Here is a 21579-nt window from a genome sequence, read left to right as displayed (position 1 = left end):
GCCCATGGTCGGCCCATTCGAAAGTGGCAAGGACACCGTGCAGGAGCTGACGGAGTCCGCAGCCAACCACATAGGCAACATCGCCACCATCATCACCGGCGCGGTCCGCGACATAGCCCGCGAAACCGGCGACTGGTTCACCGACATGATCGAAATGCGCGAAGCAGCACAACGGGCCAAAGAAGACGAAACCCGCCTGAACAAGGCCCCCGAGACAGACTGACGCACGGCCCGTGAGGGCCACCTTCACAGACACTGATTCCTTCAGGGTTCCCCTCACGACCCGCGCCACCCCCGGCCCGGCCCGTGAGGGGCCCCTTCACGGAACCAGATTCCCTCAAGGAGTCCTTCACGGACCTGGACCGCCGCCGATGCACCCACGATCGAGGCACCCAGCCCCACCCCCGCACCCCGATACGAAGCCTCCCTGCGGTCGGTGGGTGCTTGTCAAGGCATCTTTCCCGCCTTGACAAGCACCCACCGACCGTCAGCACAATCAGGCTTCGGGGTGCCCCACGCCACCAAAACCCCAAGACCACCGCAACGGGGTAGGGCTATCCCCCACCCAACCAACCGGGCCACCCCGATGGCCCCAGCCCCGCCATAACGGCAAACTCAACGATGTGACCCACCCGCAGCCACCCCACCGCGCCCCGGCGCGCCCAACGGTCCTGCGGATCCCAGTCGCGCCCCTCCGCCGCCTATGGCCATCCACCCCCCGCCAAGCCCTCGCCGAAACAGCCTGGCTGGCCCTAACCGGCCTCCTCCCCCTACTCTCCGTAATCCTCCTCCTAGCAGGAACCACCCTCGGCCTAGCCCTAACCCCCATCTTCCTAGGCCTCCTCATCCTCATCGGCGTCCTCCGAGCCGCCAGGCTCTTCGGCGGCGCCCACCGCCGCCTAGCCACCGCCCTCCTCTCCCTCCCCCTCCCACCCCCACCAAGAACCGACCTGGCCCCAGGCCTCTGGAACTGGCTCACCGCCCGCCTAGGCGACCGCACCGCCTGGCGCTCCGTCGCCTACCTCCTCATCCGCCTCCCCTTCGCCCTGATAGCGATGGTCGGCTCAGGCGCACTCGGCTTCTACGGCCTGGCCTCCTTCAGCTACCCCTTCACCTGGACCCTCGAGTCCAGGCCCCAGCACGGCCTCCCGGTCTTCAACATCGAAAGCGACCACTGGCTGGGCACCCTGGGCTGGTGCGCCTCCGGCGCCGTAGTCCTCACCCTCTGGCCCGCCGTAGTACACCTCCTCACCGGCGTAGACCGCCTCCTCCTCCGCACCCTCGTCGCCGACCCCGGCCTCCGCGAACGAGTCCGCTTCCTGGAGGAAACCCGCGCCACCGCCCTGGACGAAGCAGCCGAACAACTCCGCCGCATCGAACGCGACCTCCACGACGGCGCCCAAGCCCAACTGGTCGCCATGGCGATGAAACTCGGTCTGGCAAAAGAAGAACTAGCCGCCGACCCGGTCAACCTCGACCAGATCCGCACCCTGGTCGACACCGCCCACAGCAACGCCAAACAAGCGCTCGTCGAACTCCGCGACCTAGCCCGCGGCATCCACCCAGCAGCACTCGACAAGGGCTTGAGCCTCGCACTGTCCACTTTGGCCAGTTCAGCCGACTTCACCGCGTCCGTCTCAGTAGAACTGAGCCGCCGCCCACCCCCGTCGCTGGAAACGATCGTCTACTTCGCCGCCGCCGAACTCATGACCAACGCGTCAAAACACGGCGCGGGAAGGTGCACCGTCCTGGTCGAGGACCGCGAAGACCGGCTGCGGCTCACCGTCATCGACCACGGCAAGGGCGGTGCCGCGATCATCCCCGGTGGCGGGCTGGCCGGAATCGCCGAACGACTGCGCCCTGCCGACGGCGAACTGACCGTGTCGAGCCCGGACGGCGGTCCGACCGTCGTCACCGCAACGCTCCCGCTACCCCGCTAAACTCGGTGACATGAGGGGGAAACCGTGCGGATCGTGATCGCCGAAGACTCGGCAATCCTGCGTCAGGGCCTGGTCGAACTCCTGGGCCTGCGCGGCCACGAGGTAGTAGCGGCAGTGAAGGACGCCGACGACCTCCGAACCGCGGTGCGCGAGCACCAGCCCGATGTGTCCATTGTGGACATCCGGATGCCGCCGACGCACACCGACGAAGGCCTGCGCGCGGCGATCGACCTGCGTGCCGAACGGCCGGGCTGCGCGATCCTCGTCTTCTCCCAGTACGTCGAAACCAACTACGCCAAGCAACTCCTCGCCGGAGAAGCAGGCGCGGTCGGGTATCTGCTGAAGGACCGCGTCGCCGAGGTGTCGGACTTCCTCACCGCGCTGGAACGCGTCGCCGCCGGCGAGACGGTGCTCGATCCAGAAGTCGTCCGCCAGCTGTTCGCGACGACCGGGCACGCCGGTCCGCTCGCCGAGCTGACGCCGCGCGAACGCGAGATCCTCGGGCTGATGGCGCAGGGGCGGTCGAACTCGGCGATCGCGGCGGAGGCGTTCCTGTCGGCCGGTTCGGTGGAGAAGTACGTCACGAGCATTTTCGGCAAGCTGGGCCTGCCGCCGTCGGACGGGCACAACCGGCGCGTCCTCGCCGTGCTCCGCTATCTCGATTCCTGACGCCTACCCTGGCGGCATGTACTCCACCGAGATCGAGGTGCACACCGGCGGCGCCGCCGTCGTGCACAACCTGACCCGGGAGGCGGAGAGGTTCCTGCGCGACGCCGACGCCACCGACGGGCTCCTGCACGTGTGGGTGCCGCACGCGACCGCCGGGCTCGCGGTGCTGGAAACCGGCGCCGGCAGCGACGACGACCTCCTCGCCGCGCTCGACGACCTGCTCCCCCGCGACAACCGCTGGCGCCACCAGCACGGCACCGGCGGGCACGGCCGCGACCACGTCCTTCCGGCGTTCCTCCCGCCGTACGCGACCGTGCCGGTGCTCGGCGGCGTGCTGCTGCTCGGCACGTGGCAGTCGGTGTGCCTGGTGGACACCAACGTCGACAACCCCGTCCGCCGGGTCCGCTTCAGCTACCTCACCGGCTGATCCCGACGTAGCATCGCCGGGGTGACGGCCATTCGCGCGCACCGGCTGGTGCTCTGGGACATCGACCACACGCTCGTCGACTACACCGGGCTCGGGATCGGCTGGTACGGCTCGGCGCTCGCCGCGGCGACCGGGGCGGAGTTCCGCACGCACCCGGATTTCGGCGGCCGGACCGAACGCGCGATCACCGCCGACGTCCTGACCCTGCACGGGATCGAGCCGGACGAGGAAACGATCCAGCGGATGTGGCGGGAGCTGATCGCGGCCGTCGAACGCGCACAGGACACCTTGGCCGAGGCGGGCCGGGCGCTCGACGGGGCCGCGGCCGTGCTCGCCGATCTCGCCGGGCGCGAGGGCGTCGTGCAGAGCCTCATCACCGGCAATCTTCCGGAGATCTCCCGGCACAAGCTCGCCGCGCTCGGTCTCGACGAGCATCTCGATCTGGAAATCGGCGGCTACGGCTCGCTTTCGGCCCGCCGGTCGGATCTGGTGCCGCACGCGGTCAAAGCCGCGGAAACAAAGCACGGCACGGAATTTCCCGCGGAATCCGTAGTGATTCTCGGGGACACCCCGCACGACGTCGAGGCCGCGCTCGATTACGGCGCGATGGCGATCGGCGTTGCTACCGGCCGGTTTTCCGCCGAACAATTGTCGGACGCCGGCGCGCACCTGGTTTTGCCGGATCTCGCCGACCTTCCCGCGGTCCGCGCGGCGGTGCTCGGGCGGCACTGAGGCAAGCGAGCGGGATCACTCGTTCGGGCGGCATTCGGCGTCAACCCCTGTTCCGGGTCGGATCCGCTTCAGGACCGTCGAGTACCACACTGTTTGCGCTGGCCAGCGCGGTACCGCCAGCCGAAGGTCAGTCTTGGGACCAGGGTCGGGTCCCCCTGGGGTAGCAGTCCCTTAGGGGAGAAGTAGGTCCGACGGCCGATGACCGCTTAAGATCCCCACGCCAAACTTTCCCCATGACGATCGCACAGGGGGAACCGGCCTCGCGGCCGGAAGGGCACGCGCACGGCTAGCGGTGCTGTGGCACCGGCTTCCGTTCACGACGACCGTCGTGCTCGCCATCTTGATCGTGGGGGTCGCGACCGGCTCGCTCTGGCACGCCGCCGAGCACCAGCACGCTTTCCACTACTACGCCTACGGCCTTCCGTCGCTCGAGCACGGCCGCTGGTGGACGCTGTTCACCGGGCCGTTCTACGCCTTGCGCCCGTGGTTCTATCTGCCGATGACGGGCAGTTTCGCGCTGATGGCCGGATTCGCCGAATGGCACCTCGGCACCCGGCGCGCGATGGCCGTGACCATCGGCGGGCAAGTGGTGTCGACCGTCGTCGCGGTGCAATTCCTCGAACTTTCCCGCAATTCCGGCTGGGCCTGGGCCGACCGGATCGCCGGCACGCTCGACGTCGGTTTCTCCGGCGGCGCGCTCGCCGCGATCGCGATCACCAGCGCGACCCTGCGGACGCCATGGCGGTTGCGGCTGCGCGCCGCGCTCTGCGTGTACGCCGGGGTAGCGATCGTCTATGTCGGCACGCTCGCCGACCTCGTGCACTTCTTCGCGCTCGCTCTCGCACTGCCGCTGGGCCGCCGGCTGGCCGGGCCCGCCGCGCGCAACGCCAACAAGCCCTCGCTGCGCGAATGGCGGCTGCTCGCCTCCGCCGGGCTGGTGCTGCTGGTGGTCGCCGAAGTGGTGATGTGGCTGGTCCCCGGCGACGGCCCGTTCGGCTCGTCCGACTCGATCTCGTTGTCCGGCACCGAACTTCTCCCGCTGTGCATCATCGCGGTGCCGATCCTCAACGGCCTGCGCCGCGGTTCGCGGTTCGCCTGGCGGTGCGCGGTGACGCTGTGCGTGCTCGCCGCGTCGCAGATGGCGGTGCTGGCCGGGGTCGTCGCGATCACTCAGGTCGTCCGCGAGGAGTACGACCTCAGCAACCCGCCGCTGTTCATTGTGGACAATCTCTTGTGGGGGGTCGAACTGGTGCTGCTGATCTCCGCGCGGCGCGCGTTCCGGGTGCCGTCGCGGCGGAGGCGGCGCAAGCTGTTCCGCGGCGGGCCGGACCCGGCCTTCGCCCGGCTTCTGCTGGGCCGCAACGGCGGCAGCACCATCTCGTGGATGACGACCTGGCCGCAGAACACCTACTTCGTCGCCTCCGACGGCGCGTCGTACCTGGCGTACCAGCGGCACGCGGGCGTCGCGGTGGCGCTCGGCGATCCGGTCGCGCCGGACGGGACGAGCAACCAGACGCTGCGGGAATTCTCCGCGATGTGCGAGAACACCGGGCTCGTGCCGTGCGTGTTCTCGGCGACCGCGGCGACCGTCGCGCAGACCAGGGAACTCGGCTGGCAGCACGTGCAGGTCGCCGAGGACACGTTGGTGGACCTGGAAAACCTGGAGTTCCGCGGCAAGGCCTGGCAGGACGTGCGGACCGCGCTGAACCGCGCCAAGAAGGACGGGATCGAGTTCCGGCTGGTGCGGCTGGCCGAGCAGCCGTGGTGGATCCGGGACCAGGTGCGGGCGCTGTCGGAGGAATGGATCTGCGACAAGGGCCTGCCGGAAATGGGCTTCACGCTCGGCGGCGTGGACCAGGCGATGGACCCGGCGACGCGGGTCGGTCTCGCGGTCGACGCCGAGGGCACGGTGCACGGCGTGACGTCGTGGCTGCCGGTGCACACCGGTGACGGCGAGGTCGGCGGCTGGACGCTCGACGTGATGCGCCGCCGGGCAGGCGGATTCCGGCCGGTGATGGAATTCCTGATCGCCTCGACCTGCCTGGCGCTGCGCGAGGAGGGCGCGAAGTTCGTGTCGCTCTCGGGCGCGCCGCTGGTCCGCAGCAACGACAGCACGCCGCGGCAGATGGTCGACCGGATGCTGGACGCGCTGGGCTCGATGATGGAGCCGTACTACGGATTCCGTTCCCTGCACGCGTTCAAGGCGAAGTTCCAGCCGCGGCACGAGCCGTTGTACCTCGCTTACCGCGACGAGGCCGACCTGCCGCGGATCGGGATCGCGCTGGGCCGCGCGTACCTGCCGAACGCCGGGCTGATGGACTTCGCGAAGCTGGCGCTGCGCCGTCAGCGCGTGGTCGGCGGCGGCGTGGTCGTGGACCGGTCGGCGGCCGGGACGCCGCGGTAGCTGTGCAGGATCCGGACGAGGTCGTCCCGGGACGCTGAACCCGGGCGGCCTTGTTCGGAATACGCGACCAGCACGGCCGACTTTTCGCCCGTCCCGAGCGCGAGCGCACCGGTGAGCACGCTTTGCGGCTTGCACGGCGCGTTTCCGCTCGGAGTCACCTCGGCGACCACGAGCATGCCCTCGCGGGGCTGGCCCTCGAACTTGACCTCAGTCTTCTCCGGCGCCCCAGGCGTCACCTTCGCGGCCGGAGCGCCTTCGCCGGTGTACGCGCTGACGCCCAGATCAGTGACGGCCTTGCGAGCGGCTTCGGCGGCGTCACTGGTTTTCTCGGTGGTGAAACCAGCACCGCCGACCTGGCCGACCGCGTCCTCCTTGCAGCTGCCCTTGCCGAGGAAAGCGCTGGTGGACAGATTGATCCCGGGAGATCCGGCGGCCGGGTCCCAGCCGTGCAGCGTGCCCGGGGCCGGTTCCCAGGACGGCGGCACGTCGTAGGCGTAGCTGCCGTCTTTGCCGGCCACCGACTGCCATCCGGCGACCACCGGCGGCACGACGACCCTGGGCTCCGGCTGATAGGTGCGCGGGGCGCGCGGCGTCTCCTCCGTGCTGGCGGAATGGTGGCTTTTGGCGGAGAAGACGTTGTAGCCGAACACCCCGATCAGGATGACGATCGGGACCGCTTTGACGAGGCGGAGATTGCGTTTGCCCGGCGACCGCTGCTTGAGCTGCGCCGGGGTGAGCGTTTGCCGCATCGGGTCCGGCTGCGGCTGCGGGGCTGGTTCGGACGGCTCCGGCGCCGGGTCGGTTTTCCCGTACCCGGCGCTGGGGAACTTCGGCGCGTCGGACGGCTCGTACCCGCCAAAGCCGCTCAGCGCGGCGTTGTCCTGGTACCCGGCGCTGTCGTCGCGGCGTTTCCGCCCGAACCAGCCCACTGGCTTCAGCCGCGGACGAGCTTCGCGAGGTGGTCGACGACCGAGTCGACGGCGATCTCTTCGCGTTCGCCGGTGCGCCGGTCCTTGACCTCGACCAGCCCGTTGGCGAGGCCGCGGCCGACCACGAGGATCGTCGGGACGCCGACCAGCTCCGCGTCGGCGAACTTCACGCCCGGGGTGGCCTTGCGGTCGTCGAGGATGATTTCGAGACCCGCGGCGTCGAGTTCGGCGGCCAGCTTCTCCGCGCCCTCGCGCACCGTCTCGTCCTTGCCCGCGATGACCACGTGCACGTCGAACGGCGACACCTCGCGCGGCCACACGAGACCCTGCTCGTCGTGGTTCTGCTCGGCGAGCACGGCGACCAGCCGGGAAACGCCGACGCCGTAGGAGCCCATGGTGATGCGGACCGGCTTGGAGTCCGGGCCGAGCGCGTCGACCTCGAAGGCGTCGGTGTACTTGCGGCCGAGCTGGAAGATGTGCCCGATCTCGATGCCGCGCGCGGCGACGAGCGTGCCGTGTCCGTCCGGCGACGCGTCGCCCTCGCGGACCTCGGCGGCCTCGATGGTGCCGTCCGGGGTGAAATCGCGGCCGACAACCAGGTCGAGCACGTGGTGGTCGCGCTGGTCGGCGCCGGTCAGCCAGGCCGTCCCCTCGACCACTCGCGGGTCGACGAGGTAGCGGACCCCGTTCTCCTGCAACGCCTTCGGGCCGATGTAGCCCTTGACGAGGAAGGGGTTCTTCGCGAAGTCGGCTTCTTCGAGCAGCTCCACCTCGGCGGGTTCGAGCGCCGCTTCGAGGCGCTTGAAGTCCACCTCGCGGTCGCCCGGGACGCCGATGCCGAGCAGCTCCCACTCCTTCGCGCCCGGCTGACGCGTCTTGACCAGGACGTTCTTCAGCGTGTCCGCCGCGGTGAACTCGCGGCCGAGCCCGGCGGCGTTGAAGAACGCGACGAGGGTCTCGATGGTCGGCGTGTCCGGGGTGTGGTGGACCTGCGCCTCGGGCAGTCCGTCGAGCGGCCGAGCGGCGGGCGCCGGCGTGACCACGGCTTCGACGTTCGCCGCGTAGCCCGATTCGGTGCTGCGGACGAAGGTGTCCTCGCCGTTCTCCGCGACCGCGAGGAACTCCTCGGACGCGGACCCGCCCATCGCGCCGGACGTGGCGGCCACGATGACGTACTCGATGCCGAGGCGGTCGAACAGCTTGATGTAGGCGTCGCGGTGCTTCTGGTACGAGTTCTCGAGGCCCTCGTCGTCGAGGTCGAAGGAGTAGGAGTCCTTCATGACGAACTCGCGGCCGCGCAGGATGCCCGCGCGGGGGCGCGCCTCGTCGCGGTACTTGGTCTGGATTTGGTACAGCGTGACCGGGAAGTCCTTGTAGGAGCTGTACTCCCCCTTCACGGTGAGCGCGAACAGCTCCTCGTGGGTCGGGCCGAGGAGGTAGTCGGCTCCCTTGCGGTCCTTGATGCGGAAGAGACTGTCGCCGTACTCGGTCCAGCGGTTGGTGGCCTCGTAGGGTTCGCGGGGCAGCAGCGCGGGGAACTGGATCTCCTGCGCGCCGATCGCGTTCATCTCCTCGCGCACGGTCTGCTCGACCCGGCGCAGCACCCGCAGCCCGAGCGGCAGCCACGAGTAACCACCCGGGGCGACCCGGCGGACGTAGCCGGCACGTACCAGCAGCCGGTGGCTGGGTACCTCGGCGTCCGCCGGATCCTCGCGCAGCGTGCGGAGGAACAACGACGACATCCTGGTGATCACTGGGGACTCCCTGCACTGGGGCTTAGGCGTTTCGCACAGAGTAGTCAACCCGCTGGCCGCGACGCATGCGGGTTATCGGCGGGCACGGTTTTTGTCGGTGGTGGCGGTTAGCGTGCGGGCATGGGTTTGGAGATGGGCATGATCACCATCGACTGCGCCGATCCCCAGCGGCTGGCGGAGTTCTGGAAAGCGGCGCTGGAGGTCGAGGTGCTCGGCGACTACGGAGAGTTCGTGATGCTGGCCGGTTCCGCGTCGGGCGGGCCTCGGCTCGGGCTGCAACGCGTGCCGGAGGCGCGGGCCGGGAAGAACCGGGTGCACGTGGATTTTGGCGCTCCCGACCGGGAGGCGGAGGTCCGGCGGCTGGTGGGGCTGGGCGCGGTGGAGCAGGGAACGCACGCACAGTCCGGGCTGGAGTGGACGGTGCTGGCGGATCCGGAGGGGAATGTGTTTTGCGTGGCTGGGTTGGGGGCTCATTGAGCGGAGCGTGAGGGTGGTTTCGGGGCGGTGCTGAGGTCTGTCCTGGGTGGTCCGTTGTCTGGGCTGGGGTGGGCGGGTTTGGTGGGTCCGGAGGGGAATGCGGTCTGCGCTGGATAAACCCGGCTCCGCGCCGGTGCCGGGAACTCTGGCGCGGGCGGCCCTGGCTGACCCGGAAGGGCAACGCGATCTGCACCGGACAGCACGGCACGGCTCTGGTGCCGCCTGTCCCGGGGGCTCTGACCGACCTGGAATGGCAACGCGGTCTTCACCGGGCAACCCGGCTCGGCTCCGGTGCCCACCCTCCCCAGGGAACCCGGCGCGGACGGTCCTGACCGATCTGGACGGCAACGCGATCTGCACTCGGGCAACCCGGCTCCGGGCCGATGCCGCCGTCCCAGGCAACCGCCGTCTGGGCTGGAGCGGGTGGTTCCGGCCTGCCCGCAGGGGAATGCGGTCTGCGCCGTACGACCCAGCACCTAGCCAGCGCCGCCCGCCCCGGGCAACCCGCCGCCCGGGACGGAGCAGGCGATCCTGACCTCCGTAGGAAAAACCGTCCCGCCCCGGACAACCCGGCACCGAGTCAGCGGCCAGCCCCAGGCAACCCGCCCTGTCGCGACCCGCGCGTCACCGCGGGTCCGAGGCCCCGTCCTTCCCCACCTCGACCTTGCCCCCGCTCGCCCCGTGCAACACCGGGCCGCGTTTGGGGCTCGCCGCCTTGCCGTTGCTGGCGGTCGTCCAGGAAGTGGGTGAGGGCCAGCGTTCCATGAGGGCGTTGCGGAGTTCGCGGCCGCGCACGGTGACGATCCCGGTGCCGAGCACGGCCGCGGCGAACACGGCCGCCGAGACGATCATCGCGACGAGCGATTCGGTGCGGTAGGGCGCGAAGACGTCCTCCGAACCCAGTCCGAGGCCGTTGCCGACCAGATAGGAGGACGTGCTGAACACCAGTCCCGCGCCGGACATCATCGCGGCGACTCGCGCCAGCGGGTGTGTCTGGCGCCGCGAGTGGTAGGTCAGCAGGTCCTCGGCCGGGCGGTCGGATCCTGGGTCGGCCAGTCTCGCGCGCAGTTCGGCGCGTTCGGATCGGCGTTGCCGCCAGTCGAACAGCACGCCGACGGCGGCGAGCAGCACACCCAGCGTCATCAGGATCGCGAAGATCCAGATTCCCCCGGCGATCAGGGTCTCGACCGGCGAGGAGTAGGTGATGTCCTTGCACGCATACTTTCCCGCGCAGCGCGTCAACACCGACAGCTGCAGCGCGACAGCACCCGCGAGCCAGAGAGCGGCCGCGCCGTAAAGACAGCGCTTTGCGATCGACGGCCTGGCCGGGGTCTTCTTGGCCGCGCCGTCGCGCGCCGGTATCCAGGCTTGTTCTTCGTCGTTCGACGTCCAATGCGCGGCGATCCGGGTGTGGCGGCGTTCGTGGGCCCGCGCGAGCAGGTGGGAACTGGCGTAGCCGACTAGGGCCATGATCAAGGCGTAACCAGTGATCAGGGAGAAGATCAGCAGGCTCTCGTCACCCTCCGCCAGCGCCACGATCAGCCCGATCACTCCCAGCAAACCGGCCAGGACCGCGTTCGCCCAGCCGAAGAAGGCGAGCGCCTCCGCGGGTTTGCCGGTGACGGACCGGACCTGGTCCGGGGACGGGACGGCGTAGCGGGACGCGCCCCGGGCGGCCGCGGCGGCGATCGCCTTGGACGTGGTCGACTCCCGCACGAAGCTGCCCACCGCGCCGGCCCCGCACCCGGCCAGCACGAACGCCGCCAGAACGCCCATGCTCATGCGGCTGAGGTGGTCGACGGCCTTCTCGAGACCGGGATCGTCGAGCAGGTCCTGCTCGGCGAGCAGGCCGATGCCCAGGATCAGCACGAAGGCGCCGCCCAAGCCGATCAGGAACGAGGCCAGGGCGCGAACACAGGCGCGCGCGGCCTCGCTGACCAGCCCGACTTCGTACTCGTGCCAATGCCAGGAATTACCGTCGGCACTCACCGGGGTTCTCCTCCGCCCGCCGCGTTTCTCGGCGCAGCATAGAGAAGAAACCGCCCAAATCGGGAACGACCGGTACTACCGGCGTGGCGGGCGACGACTCCCGTCAGTCAGCTCAGCGGCAGCACGTACCCGTAATTCCGCTCAGCCGTCCGGTACCCGCACCGCTCGTAAACCGCGAGCGCCCGGTGCGTGTTGTCCACGTCCACCGAAAGCGACGACCGCTCGTAGCCGGCCGCCCGGCCCGCGTCGAGGGTGTGCGCCAGCAGCGCCGAGGCCAGACCCCGCCCACGGGCCTCCGTCCGGGTGCCGACGTAGTTGACGTGCAGTTCCCGCACGCCCGTCGCCAGTGCGTCCGCCTCGTAGAACGACGACATCACGAACGCCAGGACCCGGTCGCGTTCCGGGGAAAGGAGGAGGAACGACAGGTCCGGCACGAAGTCCTTGCGGTCGCGGAACCGGTGTGCCCATTCGTCCGCGGAAAGCCAGGTGCTGCCCCAGTGTCCGGCGAACGAGGCGTTGCGCGCGTCGAGCACCAGTGCGTCGTAGCGTTCCTCGCAGGCCGCCAGCACGAGGTCGTCCGGGAGCGGCGGAGCCGGGGGCAGCGCGGACAGGTCCGCGCGCATCTCCACGAAGGTCCGCTCCTGTTTGAACCCGCCGCGTTCGAGCAGCGACCGGTACCAGGTTTCGTTCTCGTGCGCGCCGGCGTGCAGTTCCAGCTTCGCGTCCGGGAAGTGCCGGGCATGGACGCTCCGGGCCGTGCGCACGAGCCACTCCGTCAGCACCGAAGCGACCTCGTCGATGCGGTACTCGGGGTCGGTCAGCGCCGCGACGTGCGGCTGGTGCACCGGCTCGGCTGCGTCGCGGGCGATGACCAGCGCGTAGCTCACCAGACGCGAACCGTCCCAGGCTCCGATGCTCGCGCCGGGCAGGTCGACCGACGGGCCGGACATCTCCTGGCGCACGTCGTCCTCGTCCCAGTGCTCGCCGGTGCGGTCGGTTTCCTCCGCGGCAGTGCACAGCCGGGTGACCTCGCCGACGTCGGCGAGCGTGAGCGGGCGCCAGGTCAGTTCCATGCGAGCAGGGTAAGGAGCGGCACACGGCCGCCGCACCTGGATTACCGGGCGGTTACGCTCCGGGGGTGCTGGTGCTCCTCCCTCCTTCCGAAACCAAGGCCGACGGCGGCAAAGGCGCGCCGCTTGACCTGGACGCGCTGTCGTTCCCCGAGCTGAACCCGGTGCGCGCCAAACTGGCCGACGCCCTCGTGGAACTGGCCGCCGACGTCCCGGCCAGCCTCGCCGCCCTCGGCATCTCCGCGCGCCAAGCCGACGAGGTCACCCGCAACGCCCAGCTCTGGACCTCCCCCACGATGCCCGCGCTGCGCCGCTACACCGGCGTCCTCTACGACGCGCTCGACGTCAAAAGCTTCACCCGCGCCGGGCTGGCCAAGGCACAGCAGCGGCTGGCGGTCACGTCGTCGCTGTTCGGCGTCGTCGCGGCGACCGACCCCATCCCCGCGTACCGCCTCTCGGGCGGCAACACGGTGCCCGCGCTCGGCACCGTCCGCGGGCTGTGGAAGCCGGTCCTGGAACCGGTGCTGCGCGACGTCGAAGGCCTGATCGTGGACCTTCGTTCCGGCACGTACGCCGCCTTCGCGAAGCTGCGCTCCGACGCGGTCACCGTCCGCGTGGTCACCGAGGACGCGAACGGCAACCGCACCACGGTCAGCCACTTCAACAAGGCCTACAAAGGAAAGCTCGCCGCCGTACTGGCCACGTCGCGCACCGAGCCGTCCACTGTGGACCAGCTCATCCGCGTCATCGCCAAGGCAGGCCTGACCGTGGAACGGACCGGCGACCACTCCCTGGACTTGCTCACCGACTGACCTCCAGCACCGCCATCGCCGCGTTGCGCCCGGGAATCCCGCTCACCCCGCCCCCGCGAGCCGCCCCGGCTCCGCACAGCAGCACCCGCTTGTGCCCGGTCTCGACGCCCCAGCGCCCCGCCGCCTCGTCCTCGCCATACGGCCACGACAGGTCGCGGTGAAAGATGTGCCCGCGCGGCAGCCCAAGCTCCGCCTCCAAGTCCAGCGGAGTTTTGGCTTCAATACACGGCTTCCCGTCAGCATCCAGCAGCAGGCAGTCCTCGATCGGCTCCGCGAGCACGCTGTCCAGCGACGCCACAGTCGCCCGCAACGCTTCCGCCCGCGCCCCGCCGTTGTCCGCCTCGAACAACCGCGCCGGCATGTGCAAACCGAACAACGTCAACGTCTGCACTCCCGCCGCCCGCTCAGCCGGACCGAGGATCGACGGATCAGTCAGCGAATGACAATAAATCTCGCACGGCGGCACCGAAGGAATCCGCCCCGCCGCGGCCTCCCGATAAGCAGTCTCCAGCTGGGCAAACGATTCGTTGACGTGAAAGGTCCCGCCGAACGCGTCCTGCGGGTCAACCGTCGCATCACGCAGCCGAGGCAATCGCCGCAGCACCATATTTACCTTTAACTGCGCGCCTTCCGGCGACTCCCCCGGCTCCTCGCCCAGCAACCGGGCAAGCGTGCGCGGCGCGACGTTCGCCAGCACTCGACCGCCGACCACCACCCTCTCCGCGTCCCCTTCGAGGTAGCGAACCTCGCCATCCGGCGTCACCGAAAGCACTTCCGCACCGGTCATCAGCGACGCCCCGGCGCGACGAGCCGCATTCGCGAGCGCCTCGGTCACCGCGCCCATTCCCCCGACCGGAACATCCCAGTCGCCAGTGCCATTGCCGATCAGGTGATAAAGCAGGCAACGGTTCTGCCGAAGCAGATCGTCATCGGCAGAGGCGAAAGTGCCGATCAACGCATCAGTGAGCACCACTCCGCGCACAACGTCGTTCTCGAACAACTCCCGCAGCGTTTCCCCCGCCGGACGCTCGAAAAACGTCTCCCACGCCGCCTCGTCGCCGATCCGCTGCCGCAACTCAGCCCGCGTCGGCAACGGCTCCGTCAGCGAATCGAACGTCGCCTCCGCCACGCGCGCCGCCGACGCGTAAAACCGTTGCCAGGCCGCATAGTCCTTTGTGGACCCAGTGACCCCACGGAACGACGCGCCAGTCCGTGCGTCATCGCCCGTGTCGACAAGGAGACCTCCGCCGCCGACCGGCGTGTACGACGACATCCGCCGCCTCAGCAGCTGGACGTCCAACCCCAGCTCGGCGATGATCCGCTTCGGCAGCAGGCTGACTAGGTACGAATACCGCGAGAGCCGGACGTCCACGCCAGCGAAAGCGCGGAACGAAACCGCCGCGCCGCCGATCTCCGCACGTCGTTCCAGCACCAGCACCGACCGTCCGGCCCGCGCCAGATAGGCAGCGGCGACGAGCCCGTTGTGCCCGCCGCCGACGATTACCGCGTCGTAGTCCACCGCCGCGAGCCTAATGCTTGCCCTGGAGCACGCTCCAGGTCTTAGCGTCGCCGTTGATCCAGAACCGGCGCAGAAGGAGCGACATGACCGACATCCCGACCCGGAATCTCGGCGGGCTGACCGTTTCCGCACAGGGCTTGGGCTGCATGGGAATGAGCCACGGCTACGGCGCGACCGACGACGCGCAGTCGATCGAGACCCTGCACCACGCGCTCGACCTCGGCGTGACCCTCCTGGACACTTCCGACTTCTACGGTTCCGGCCACAACGAGGAACTGCTCGGCCGCGCGATCGCCGGCCGGCGCGACGAGGTCGTGCTGGCCACGAAATTCGGCATCGCGAACCGCCTCGGCGAACCGACCGAGGTCCGCGGCGACGCCGCCTACGTGCGCCAGGCCTGCGATGCCTCGCTGCGGCGGCTCGGCGTCGACTACATCGACCTGTACTACCTGCACCGAGTCGACCCGGACGTGCCGATCGAGGAGACCGTCGGCGCGATGGCCGAGCTGGTCCAGGCCGGGAAGGTCCGCCACCTCGGGCTTTCCGAGGCGAGCGCGCGGACCGTCCGGCGCGCGCACGCGGTGCACCCGATCGCGGCGCTGCAAAGCGAATGGTCGCTGTGGACCCGCGACCTGGAAGCGGAAATCGCGCCGACGTGCCGCGAACTCGGCATCGGCGTCGTCCCGTTCTCCCCGCTGGGCCGCGGTTTCCTGACCGGCCGCTACCGCTCCACCGAAACGATGGCGGACAGCGACGTGCGGCGCTACCAGCCGCGTTTCGCCGACGGCAACCTCGACCGGAACCTCGCGATCGTGGCGAAACTGGAGGAACTGGCCGCCGCGAAAGAGGTCACGACCGGACAGCTGGCGCTGGCGTGGGTGCAGGCGCGCGGCGAAAACGTGGTGCCGATCCCGGGCACTCGGCGGAAGCAGTACCTGGAGGAAAACCTCGCGGCCCTGCGCGTCGACCTGACCGCCGACGACCTCGCCGCGATCGAAACGGTCGCCGCCCCGGAGAACTTCGCGGGCGAGCGCTACGACGCGGCCCATCTGGCGTTCGTCAACGGCTGACCTGAGCCAAACGCCCGGGCGCGGCTTCCGACGAGATCGGCCGGACACTCACAGAACCAGGGCGAAGACCTGGCCGAGTTTCATTCGCTGTCCCCGACCAAGCGCTCCACCGCGTCGAATGCCCGCGCGAGCCGCTCCCGGTGCGATACCGCCAGCTCAGCCAGGTCCTCCCCGGCCAGCCGGCGCCGGATCGTCTCCACCGCCACCGTCCGGTACGCCGCCACCACCAACGCGGCCACCAGCGCCGCGTCCCCGGAAAACCGCGCGTCCGAGGCGAGTTCCCCGGCCAGTTCGGCCTCCATCTCGTACCCGAACGCGCGCAGCCGCGCGATCAGCGCGGGCGACTCCGCGACCGTCCGCATCAACGGCTCGATGTCGCCGCCGACGCCGGACAGCACGTGCGCCTCTTCCAGCAGCGTCAGCGCGAGCTGCCGGAGCGCGTCCACCACGCCGCCGGTTCGTTCGCGGACCGCGGACCGCACCAGGTCGATCGCCTCCGGCAAGCGGTCCAGCAGCAGGTCCTCCTTGCGCTCGAAGTGCGAGAACACCGTCACCTTGGACACCCCGGCCGCGGCGGCGACCTCGGCGATCGTGACCGCGTCGAACCCGCGTTCCAGGAACAGCCCGGTCGCGACCTCGGCGATCCGCGCCCGCGTCCTGGCCCCGCCTCGATCGCCGCGATTGGGCATGAGTCCACCCTTCCGTGTTACCTTTACCTGGTAAGCTTACTCGGTAAGCACACTTGGTTAAGCCGCAGGGCAAGGGTAAGGGAGAGAGCGTCATGGAGCGGACTGAGGTGATCGTCGCCGGGGCCGGGCCCACCGGGTTGTTCCTGGCCGGAGAACTCGCGTTGCGCGGGGTGGGAGTGATCGTGCTGGACCGGCTGGCGGAGACGGATCCGACCATCAAGGCCGGATCGGTCAACGTCGCCAGCGCCGAGCTGCTCGACCGGCGCGGCCTGCTGCCCGAGGCGGAGGCGGCGCAGCGGCGGTTCCTCGAGTCGGCCGGCAAGTTCGGCCCGACGGTCGAGGCCGCCAAACGGGGCGGCCGCCGGTTCCTCGCCGCCGGGCACTTCGCCGGCTTCCTGTTCGACAACGACCTCATCGACCAGAGCGATCCGGTGCTCGCCGCGCACCGGGCGGTGTCGAACGGGCTCGGGGTGCCGCAGCAGGAGGTCGAGCGGATGCTCGGGGAACGCTGCGCCCAGCTCGGCGTCGACCTCCGGCGCGGCGTCGAGGTCCACGGCGTGCGGGACACCGGGGAATCCGTGACGGTCGAAACGAGCGCGGGCGAGTTCGCCGCGAGCTGGCTCGTCGCGGCGGACGGCGGGCGGAGCGTCATCCGGAAACAGCTCGGCGTCGAGTTCGACGGCACGGACCCGGACATGACCGGCTACCAGGCAATCGCCGAGTTCGACGACGCGAGCGGCCTGCGGCCCGGCTGGACCTGGACCCCGCGCGGCGTCTACGCGTACGGCCCGGTTCCCGGCCGCATCTTCCTCAGCCGCTTCCGCAAACCGCCGCGGGATCGCGACGCTCCGGTGTCGGTCGAGGAACTGCAGGAGGCCGTCCGCGACGTCACCGGAGTCCCGGTCACCATCACCGGAATCCACGGCCGGGCAACGAGGTTCACCGACAACGCGCGCCAGGCGCGGCACTACCGGCGCGGCCGCGTGTTCCTGGCCGGCGACGCGGCGCACGTCCACTCCCCGCTCGGCGGACAGGGCCTGAACCTCGGCCTCGGCGACGCGGCGAACCTCGGCTGGAAGCTCGCCGCGACAGTCCAGGGCTGGGCTCCGGCCGGACTGCTCGACACCTACGAGACCGAACGCCACCCGGTCGGCGCGTGGGTGCTCGACTGGACCCGCGCCCAGGTCGCGCTCCTGCGCGGAGACGAACGCACGGAGCAGCTGCGCAAGATCGTCGGCGGCGAACTGCTTCAGGTGCCCGCCGCGATGAACCGCATCGTCGCGCTGTCGTCCGGAATCCTGCAGCACTACGACGTGGCGGACGGTGCCGAAGCACCAGTCGGCTCGATCGCCGGGGACGTCGAACTGACCTCCGGAACCCGGCTCGCCGACCATGCCCACGACGGCCGGTTCGTGCTCGTCGACCGCTCCCCCGACGGCCGGTTCGCGGTGCCCGGGCTGGAGGACCGGCTGGCGTACGTGGCCGATCCGTCCGGCGAGCCGAGCCTCCTCGTCCGCCCCGACGGAGTGATCGTGTGGGCGAGTTCCGGGGGTGACGACCAGAAGCTCCTCGACGCCGCCCTCGCTCGGTGGGCGGGCGCGAAATAGCCGCAGCGCTCGCGGCCTTTCCCGGGTCTCCGGGCGCGCTGGTCGCTGCCCTCTCCGCCGTGGCGTTGTGCGCGGTTGCTCCTTCGCTCAACCCCGTGCACATCGGCGGGCTCTCATCCTCGCGAACGATCTTCCGGAAACGAGAAGCCGACATTCACGAGGTTGCTGTGGCACGCCGGGACGGCGACTGCCGGCGTACCCGGCGTGGCGACCCTCGCCGCCACCCCCTTCATTCTCTGACCCGCGTAGCCCCTGGCGCCGCGAAGGCGGGCGGGCGCGAAATAAATGAGTTGCGCCGCTCCGGGGCGGGACGGCAAGGTGGTCGGCGTCCGGCGGAGTGCCGCCGGCTGCCGGAAGCAAGGGAGGTGCGTCGTGGAGATTGTCCGGGCGCTGTCCTGCCCTCTTCCGCCCGCCCGCCTCGGCTAGAGCACGCGCTCGCCCGGTGGGCACCCTGATCTAGGAGAACCCACCAGTGCGCGAGCACGATTTCGACGAATTTTCCGACGCCTCCGACTACTCCGACCGCCGGATGCGCCGTCGCCCCCGTTACGACGACATGCCCGCCCCCGCCCGACGGGGACGGCTCACCGAAGCCGAGCGAGTCCGGCTCTCCGCGCTTCGCGAAGACGCCTACACCGAAACCGCGCTGCCCGACGGCGCCGACCGGTGGTCCAACTGGGACGGAGCCGACCAGGGCCCGCATCCCCGGCCGGACTGGGTGATCACCGAACTCGCCGCGGTCGACACCGACCTCGGCGTGCTCAAGACCGGCAAGGAGGCGGACGTGCATCTGCTGCGCCGCAATCTTCCCGGCGAGGAAGGAGTTCTGCTGGCAGCCAAGCGATACCGCTCAGACGAGCACAAGCTCTTCCACCGCGACGCGGGTTATCTCGAGGGCAGGCGGATGCGCCGGTCCCGCGAGATGCGCGCGATGGAGGGGCGCACCTCGTTCGGCCGCAACCTGATCGCCGAACAATGGGCGGTCGCCGAGTTCGCCGTGCTCAGTCGCTTGTGGACAATCGGCGCGCCGGTGCCGTATCCGGTGCAGCGCCACGGCACCGAGATCCTGCTGGAGTTCCTCGGCGAGTCCGACGGCACCGCCGCGCCCCGGCTGGCGCAACTGCGGCCCGGGCCGGACGAGCTGGCCGACCTGTGGGAGCAGGCCGTGTCCGCGCTGGAACTCCTGGCGGGACAAGGACTCGCGCACGGCGACCTGTCCGCGTACAACCTCCTGGTGCACGAAGGTCACCTGATGGTGATCGACCTGCCCCAGGCGGTCGACGTGATCGCGAACCCGCGCGGCCGGGAATTCCTCGCCCGCGACGTCGCGAATCTCGCCGGATGGTTCCGCGGCCGCGGACTGTCCGAACAGGTCATCGACGCCGATGACCTGGTGCGGGAACTGGAAAAGGCGGCCGGTCTCGGCTGAGCCCCGGCGCGGGGTCGCGGGTGTGCGACAGGCCACACCTGCGACCCCGCCCACAACCGCGCACCTGGGTGCGGGGCAACCGCGATCTCTCAGGTAGAGTGTGTCAAGACCGCAACGGCGGCGTGGATGAGTTGGTGTCCGTCGCCTCCACAGTCCGCAGAAGGACTCGCGGCCATCCGAAGCAATTTCCGTCGGTGTGCCACGCCATGGCTCGGCGCACCGGGTCCGTCCCTGTGAACGCCCATCGCCACACCATCTTGCCCTGCCTGCGCGCGGGCAGCCCGGGCCTCCTTGCGACGTGCCACGTCCGAGAGGCATTTGTGACAGTCACGTACGAACCCGGCCAGTCCTCCCGCTCCCGCGGGGGCCGCCCCGAGCGCAAGCCGAGGCAGCGGCCGGCCGGTGGAGACGTTCTCCACGACGACACGGTGGAAACCCCCGCCGTGAAGACCTTCGCCCAGCTGGGCCTGCCCGAGCCGCTGCTGCGGGCGCTCGCCGAGGCGGGCATCGACGCGCCGTTCCCGATCCAGTCCGCGACCATCCCGGACGCGCTGGCCGGCCGCGACGTGCTGGGCCGCGCCCAGACCGGATCCGGCAAGACGCTGGCCTTCGGCCTGGCCATCCTGGCCCGGCTCGACGGCGGCAAGGCCCGCCCGAAGCGCCCCCGCGCGCTCGTGCTGGTGCCGACCCGCGAGCTGGCCATGCAGGTGGCCGACTCGCTGACCCCGCTCGCCAAGTCGCTCGGCCTGTGGTGCCGCACCGCGGTCGGCGGCATGTCCTTCGGCCGCCAGGCGGAATCGCTCGCCCGCGGCGTCGACCTGCTGATCGCCACCCCGGGCCGGCTGTCGGACCACGTCCGCCAGGGCACCGCCTCGCTCGGCGACTGCAACTTCATCGCGCTCGACGAGGCCGACCAGATGGCCGACATGGGCTTCATGCCGCAGGTCCGCGAGATCATGGACCTGACCCCGCCCGGCGGGCAGCGGCTGCTGTTCTCCGCGACGCTCGACGGCGACGTCGACAAGCTGGTCCGGCAGTACCTCGCCGACCCGGTCACGCACTCGGTCGCGCCGTCGACCGCGAGCGTCACCACGATGGACCACCACCTGTTCCAGGTCTCGCACTCGGACAAGCAGGACATCATCACCCGGATCGGAGCCCGCGAGGGCCGCACGATCATGTTCGTCCGCACCAAGCACCACGTGGACCGGCTCACCGAGCGGCTGCGCGAGAGCGGCGTGCACGCCGTCGCCCTGCACGGCGGCAAGACCCAGGGCCAGCGCAACCGCGTGCTCGCCGACTTCAAGGAAGGCCACGCGGCGGTGCTGGTGGCCACCGACGTCGCCGCGCGCGGCATCCACGTCGACGACATCTCGCTGGTGCTGCACGTCGACCCGGCCGCGGACCACAAGGACTACCTGCACCGCGCGGGCCGCACCGCCCGGGCCGGCGCGTCCGGCATCGTCGTCACCCTGGTGACGCACGACCAGCGGCGCACCGTCCGCCGGATGACCGACCGGGCCGGCGTGCGCGCCGAGACCACGATGATCCGCACCCACGACGAGGACCTGTCGCGCATCACCGGCGCCCGCGAGCCGAGCGGCGAGCCGGTGGTGGAGCGTCGCCGGGAGTCCCCGCGCCGCTCCGGCGGCCGCGGCTTCGGCGGAGACCGCGGCGGCTTCCGCGGCTCGCGCGAGGGCGGCGGCTACCGCGGTTCCCGCGAAGGCGGCCGCGGCGGCTACGCCTCCCGTGACGACCGCGGCGGCTCCCGCGAAGGCGGCTACAACCGCGGTTCGTACGAGGGTCGCGGTTCGCGCGAGGGCGGCTACGCCCGCGAAGGCGGCTACTCGCGGGAAGGCGGCCGCGAAGGCGGTTACGGTTCCCGCGAGAACCACGGCGGCGGCGGTTACAGCCGCAGCCGGAAGCAGTCGCGCGCCGGCGGCGGCTTCGGTCGGCCGAGCCGCGGCCCGCGCCGCGACCACGCCTGATCACTGAGAACGGCCCCGCTCCGGCGGGGCCGTTCTTCGTTTCCGGGCAGGTTTCGGCCACCGGGCCCCGCTCG

18 protein-coding genes are annotated in these 21579 nt (G+C 70.4%); 12 read left to right on the top strand and 6 right to left on the bottom strand.

What is annotated here, in order from left to right; translation table 11 throughout:
* Positions 1-4 precede the first annotated feature (4 nt).
* From RPX00_RS24080 to RPX00_RS24055, 6 genes are all read left to right on the top strand, one after another.
* Positions 5-223, top strand: coding sequence for a hypothetical protein (locus RPX00_RS24080; RefSeq protein WP_406642666.1), 219 nt, complete (start codon positions 5-7; stop codon positions 221-223).
* Between the two features lie 400 nt (positions 224-623).
* Positions 624-1940: a sensor histidine kinase gene (locus RPX00_RS24075; RefSeq protein ID WP_406642665.1), complete on the top strand. Its 1317-nt coding sequence runs from the start codon at positions 624-626 to the stop codon at positions 1938-1940.
* Between the two features lie 24 nt (positions 1941-1964).
* The gene (locus tag RPX00_RS24070) at positions 1965-2609 is read left to right on the top strand and encodes a response regulator (RefSeq protein ID WP_406642664.1); all 645 of its coding nucleotides are present in this window, start codon (positions 1965-1967) and stop codon (positions 2607-2609) included.
* A 16-nt stretch (positions 2610-2625) separates the two neighbouring features.
* Positions 2626-3036 (top strand): YjbQ family protein, encoded by a 411-nt coding sequence (locus RPX00_RS24065; protein ID WP_406642662.1) that lies wholly within the window; start codon positions 2626-2628, stop codon positions 3034-3036.
* A gap of 30 nt (positions 3037-3066) precedes the next feature.
* The gene (locus tag RPX00_RS24060; protein WP_406643063.1) at positions 3067-3768 is read left to right on the top strand and encodes an HAD family hydrolase; all 702 of its coding nucleotides are present in this window, start codon (positions 3067-3069) and stop codon (positions 3766-3768) included.
* A gap of 292 nt (positions 3769-4060) precedes the next feature.
* Positions 4061-6172, top strand: a complete 2112-nt coding sequence (locus RPX00_RS24055) for a bifunctional lysylphosphatidylglycerol flippase/synthetase MprF (RefSeq protein ID WP_406642660.1) — start codon at positions 4061-4063, stop codon at positions 6170-6172.
* On the opposite strand, the gene RPX00_RS24050 is transcribed toward RPX00_RS24055, so the two are convergent.
* Together RPX00_RS24050 and RPX00_RS24045 are read right to left on the bottom strand one after the other, a co-directional pair.
* The gene (locus RPX00_RS24050; RefSeq protein WP_406642658.1) at positions 6112-7101 is read right to left on the bottom strand and encodes a hypothetical protein; all 990 of its coding nucleotides are present in this window, start codon (positions 7099-7101) and stop codon (positions 6112-6114) included. The two genes, RPX00_RS24055 and RPX00_RS24050, sit on opposite strands and share 61 nt — an antisense overlap.
* A 5-nt stretch (positions 7102-7106) precedes the next feature.
* Positions 7107-8855: a proline--tRNA ligase gene (locus tag RPX00_RS24045; protein ID WP_406642656.1), complete on the bottom strand. Its 1749-nt coding sequence runs from the start codon at positions 8853-8855 to the stop codon at positions 7107-7109.
* A 120-nt stretch (positions 8856-8975) separates the two neighbouring features.
* Between RPX00_RS24045 and RPX00_RS24040 the strand changes: the two genes are divergently transcribed.
* Positions 8976-9332 (top strand): VOC family protein, encoded by a 357-nt coding sequence (locus RPX00_RS24040; protein WP_406642655.1) that lies wholly within the window; start codon positions 8976-8978, stop codon positions 9330-9332.
* Positions 9333-9956: 624 nt separating this feature from the next.
* On the opposite strand, the gene RPX00_RS24035 is transcribed toward RPX00_RS24040, so the two are convergent.
* Both RPX00_RS24035 and RPX00_RS24030 read right to left on the bottom strand, forming a co-directional pair.
* Positions 9957-11321, bottom strand: coding sequence for a hypothetical protein (locus RPX00_RS24035; protein ID WP_406642653.1), 1365 nt, complete (start codon positions 11319-11321; stop codon positions 9957-9959).
* Positions 11322-11428: 107 nt separating this feature from the next.
* Positions 11429-12394 (bottom strand): GNAT family N-acetyltransferase, encoded by a 966-nt coding sequence (locus tag RPX00_RS24030; protein ID WP_406642651.1) that lies wholly within the window; start codon positions 12392-12394, stop codon positions 11429-11431.
* A gap of 65 nt (positions 12395-12459) precedes the next feature.
* Between RPX00_RS24030 and yaaA the strand changes: the two genes are divergently transcribed.
* Positions 12460-13203, top strand: coding sequence for a peroxide stress protein YaaA (gene yaaA / locus RPX00_RS24025; RefSeq protein ID WP_406642650.1), 744 nt, complete (start codon positions 12460-12462; stop codon positions 13201-13203).
* Here the strand turns inward: yaaA and RPX00_RS24020 are convergent.
* Positions 13193-14722, bottom strand: coding sequence for a phytoene desaturase family protein (locus RPX00_RS24020; protein WP_406642649.1), 1530 nt, complete (start codon positions 14720-14722; stop codon positions 13193-13195). The genes yaaA and RPX00_RS24020 overlap by 11 nt on opposite strands.
* Positions 14723-14805: 83 nt before the next feature.
* Between RPX00_RS24020 and RPX00_RS24015 the strand changes: the two genes are divergently transcribed.
* Entirely contained in the window at positions 14806-15792 is a 987-nt protein-coding gene (locus RPX00_RS24015) for an aldo/keto reductase (RefSeq protein WP_406642647.1), read from the top strand.
* Between the two features lie 80 nt (positions 15793-15872).
* Here the strand turns inward: RPX00_RS24015 and RPX00_RS24010 are convergent, their stop codons facing one another.
* Entirely contained in the window at positions 15873-16481 is a 609-nt protein-coding gene (locus RPX00_RS24010) for a TetR/AcrR family transcriptional regulator (RefSeq protein WP_406642645.1), read from the bottom strand.
* Positions 16482-16573: 92 nt separating this feature from the next.
* Here RPX00_RS24010 and RPX00_RS24005 point away from each other — a divergent pair, with 92 nt between their 5' ends.
* The 3 genes from RPX00_RS24005 to RPX00_RS23995 all read left to right on the top strand — a co-directional run bounded on the left by RPX00_RS24005 (position 16574) and on the right by RPX00_RS23995 (position 21505).
* Positions 16574-18088 (top strand): FAD-dependent monooxygenase, encoded by a 1515-nt coding sequence (locus tag RPX00_RS24005; RefSeq protein ID WP_406642644.1) that lies wholly within the window; start codon positions 16574-16576, stop codon positions 18086-18088.
* A gap of 472 nt (positions 18089-18560) precedes the next feature.
* Positions 18561-19517 carry a serine protein kinase RIO gene (locus RPX00_RS24000; protein WP_406642642.1) on the top strand — a complete coding sequence of 319 codons (957 nt, stop codon included), beginning with the start codon at positions 18561-18563 and terminating at the stop codon, positions 19515-19517.
* A gap of 320 nt (positions 19518-19837) precedes the next feature.
* Positions 19838-21505 (top strand): DEAD/DEAH box helicase, encoded by a 1668-nt coding sequence (locus RPX00_RS23995; RefSeq protein WP_406642640.1) that lies wholly within the window; start codon positions 19838-19840, stop codon positions 21503-21505.
* Positions 21506-21579 lie beyond the last annotated feature (74 nt).

The organism is Amycolatopsis sp. WGS_07 (genome assembly GCF_045278895.1).
Classification (GTDB): domain Bacteria; phylum Actinomycetota; class Actinomycetes; order Mycobacteriales; family Pseudonocardiaceae; genus Amycolatopsis.
This window is presented reverse-complemented; position numbering and strand designations above follow the sequence as displayed.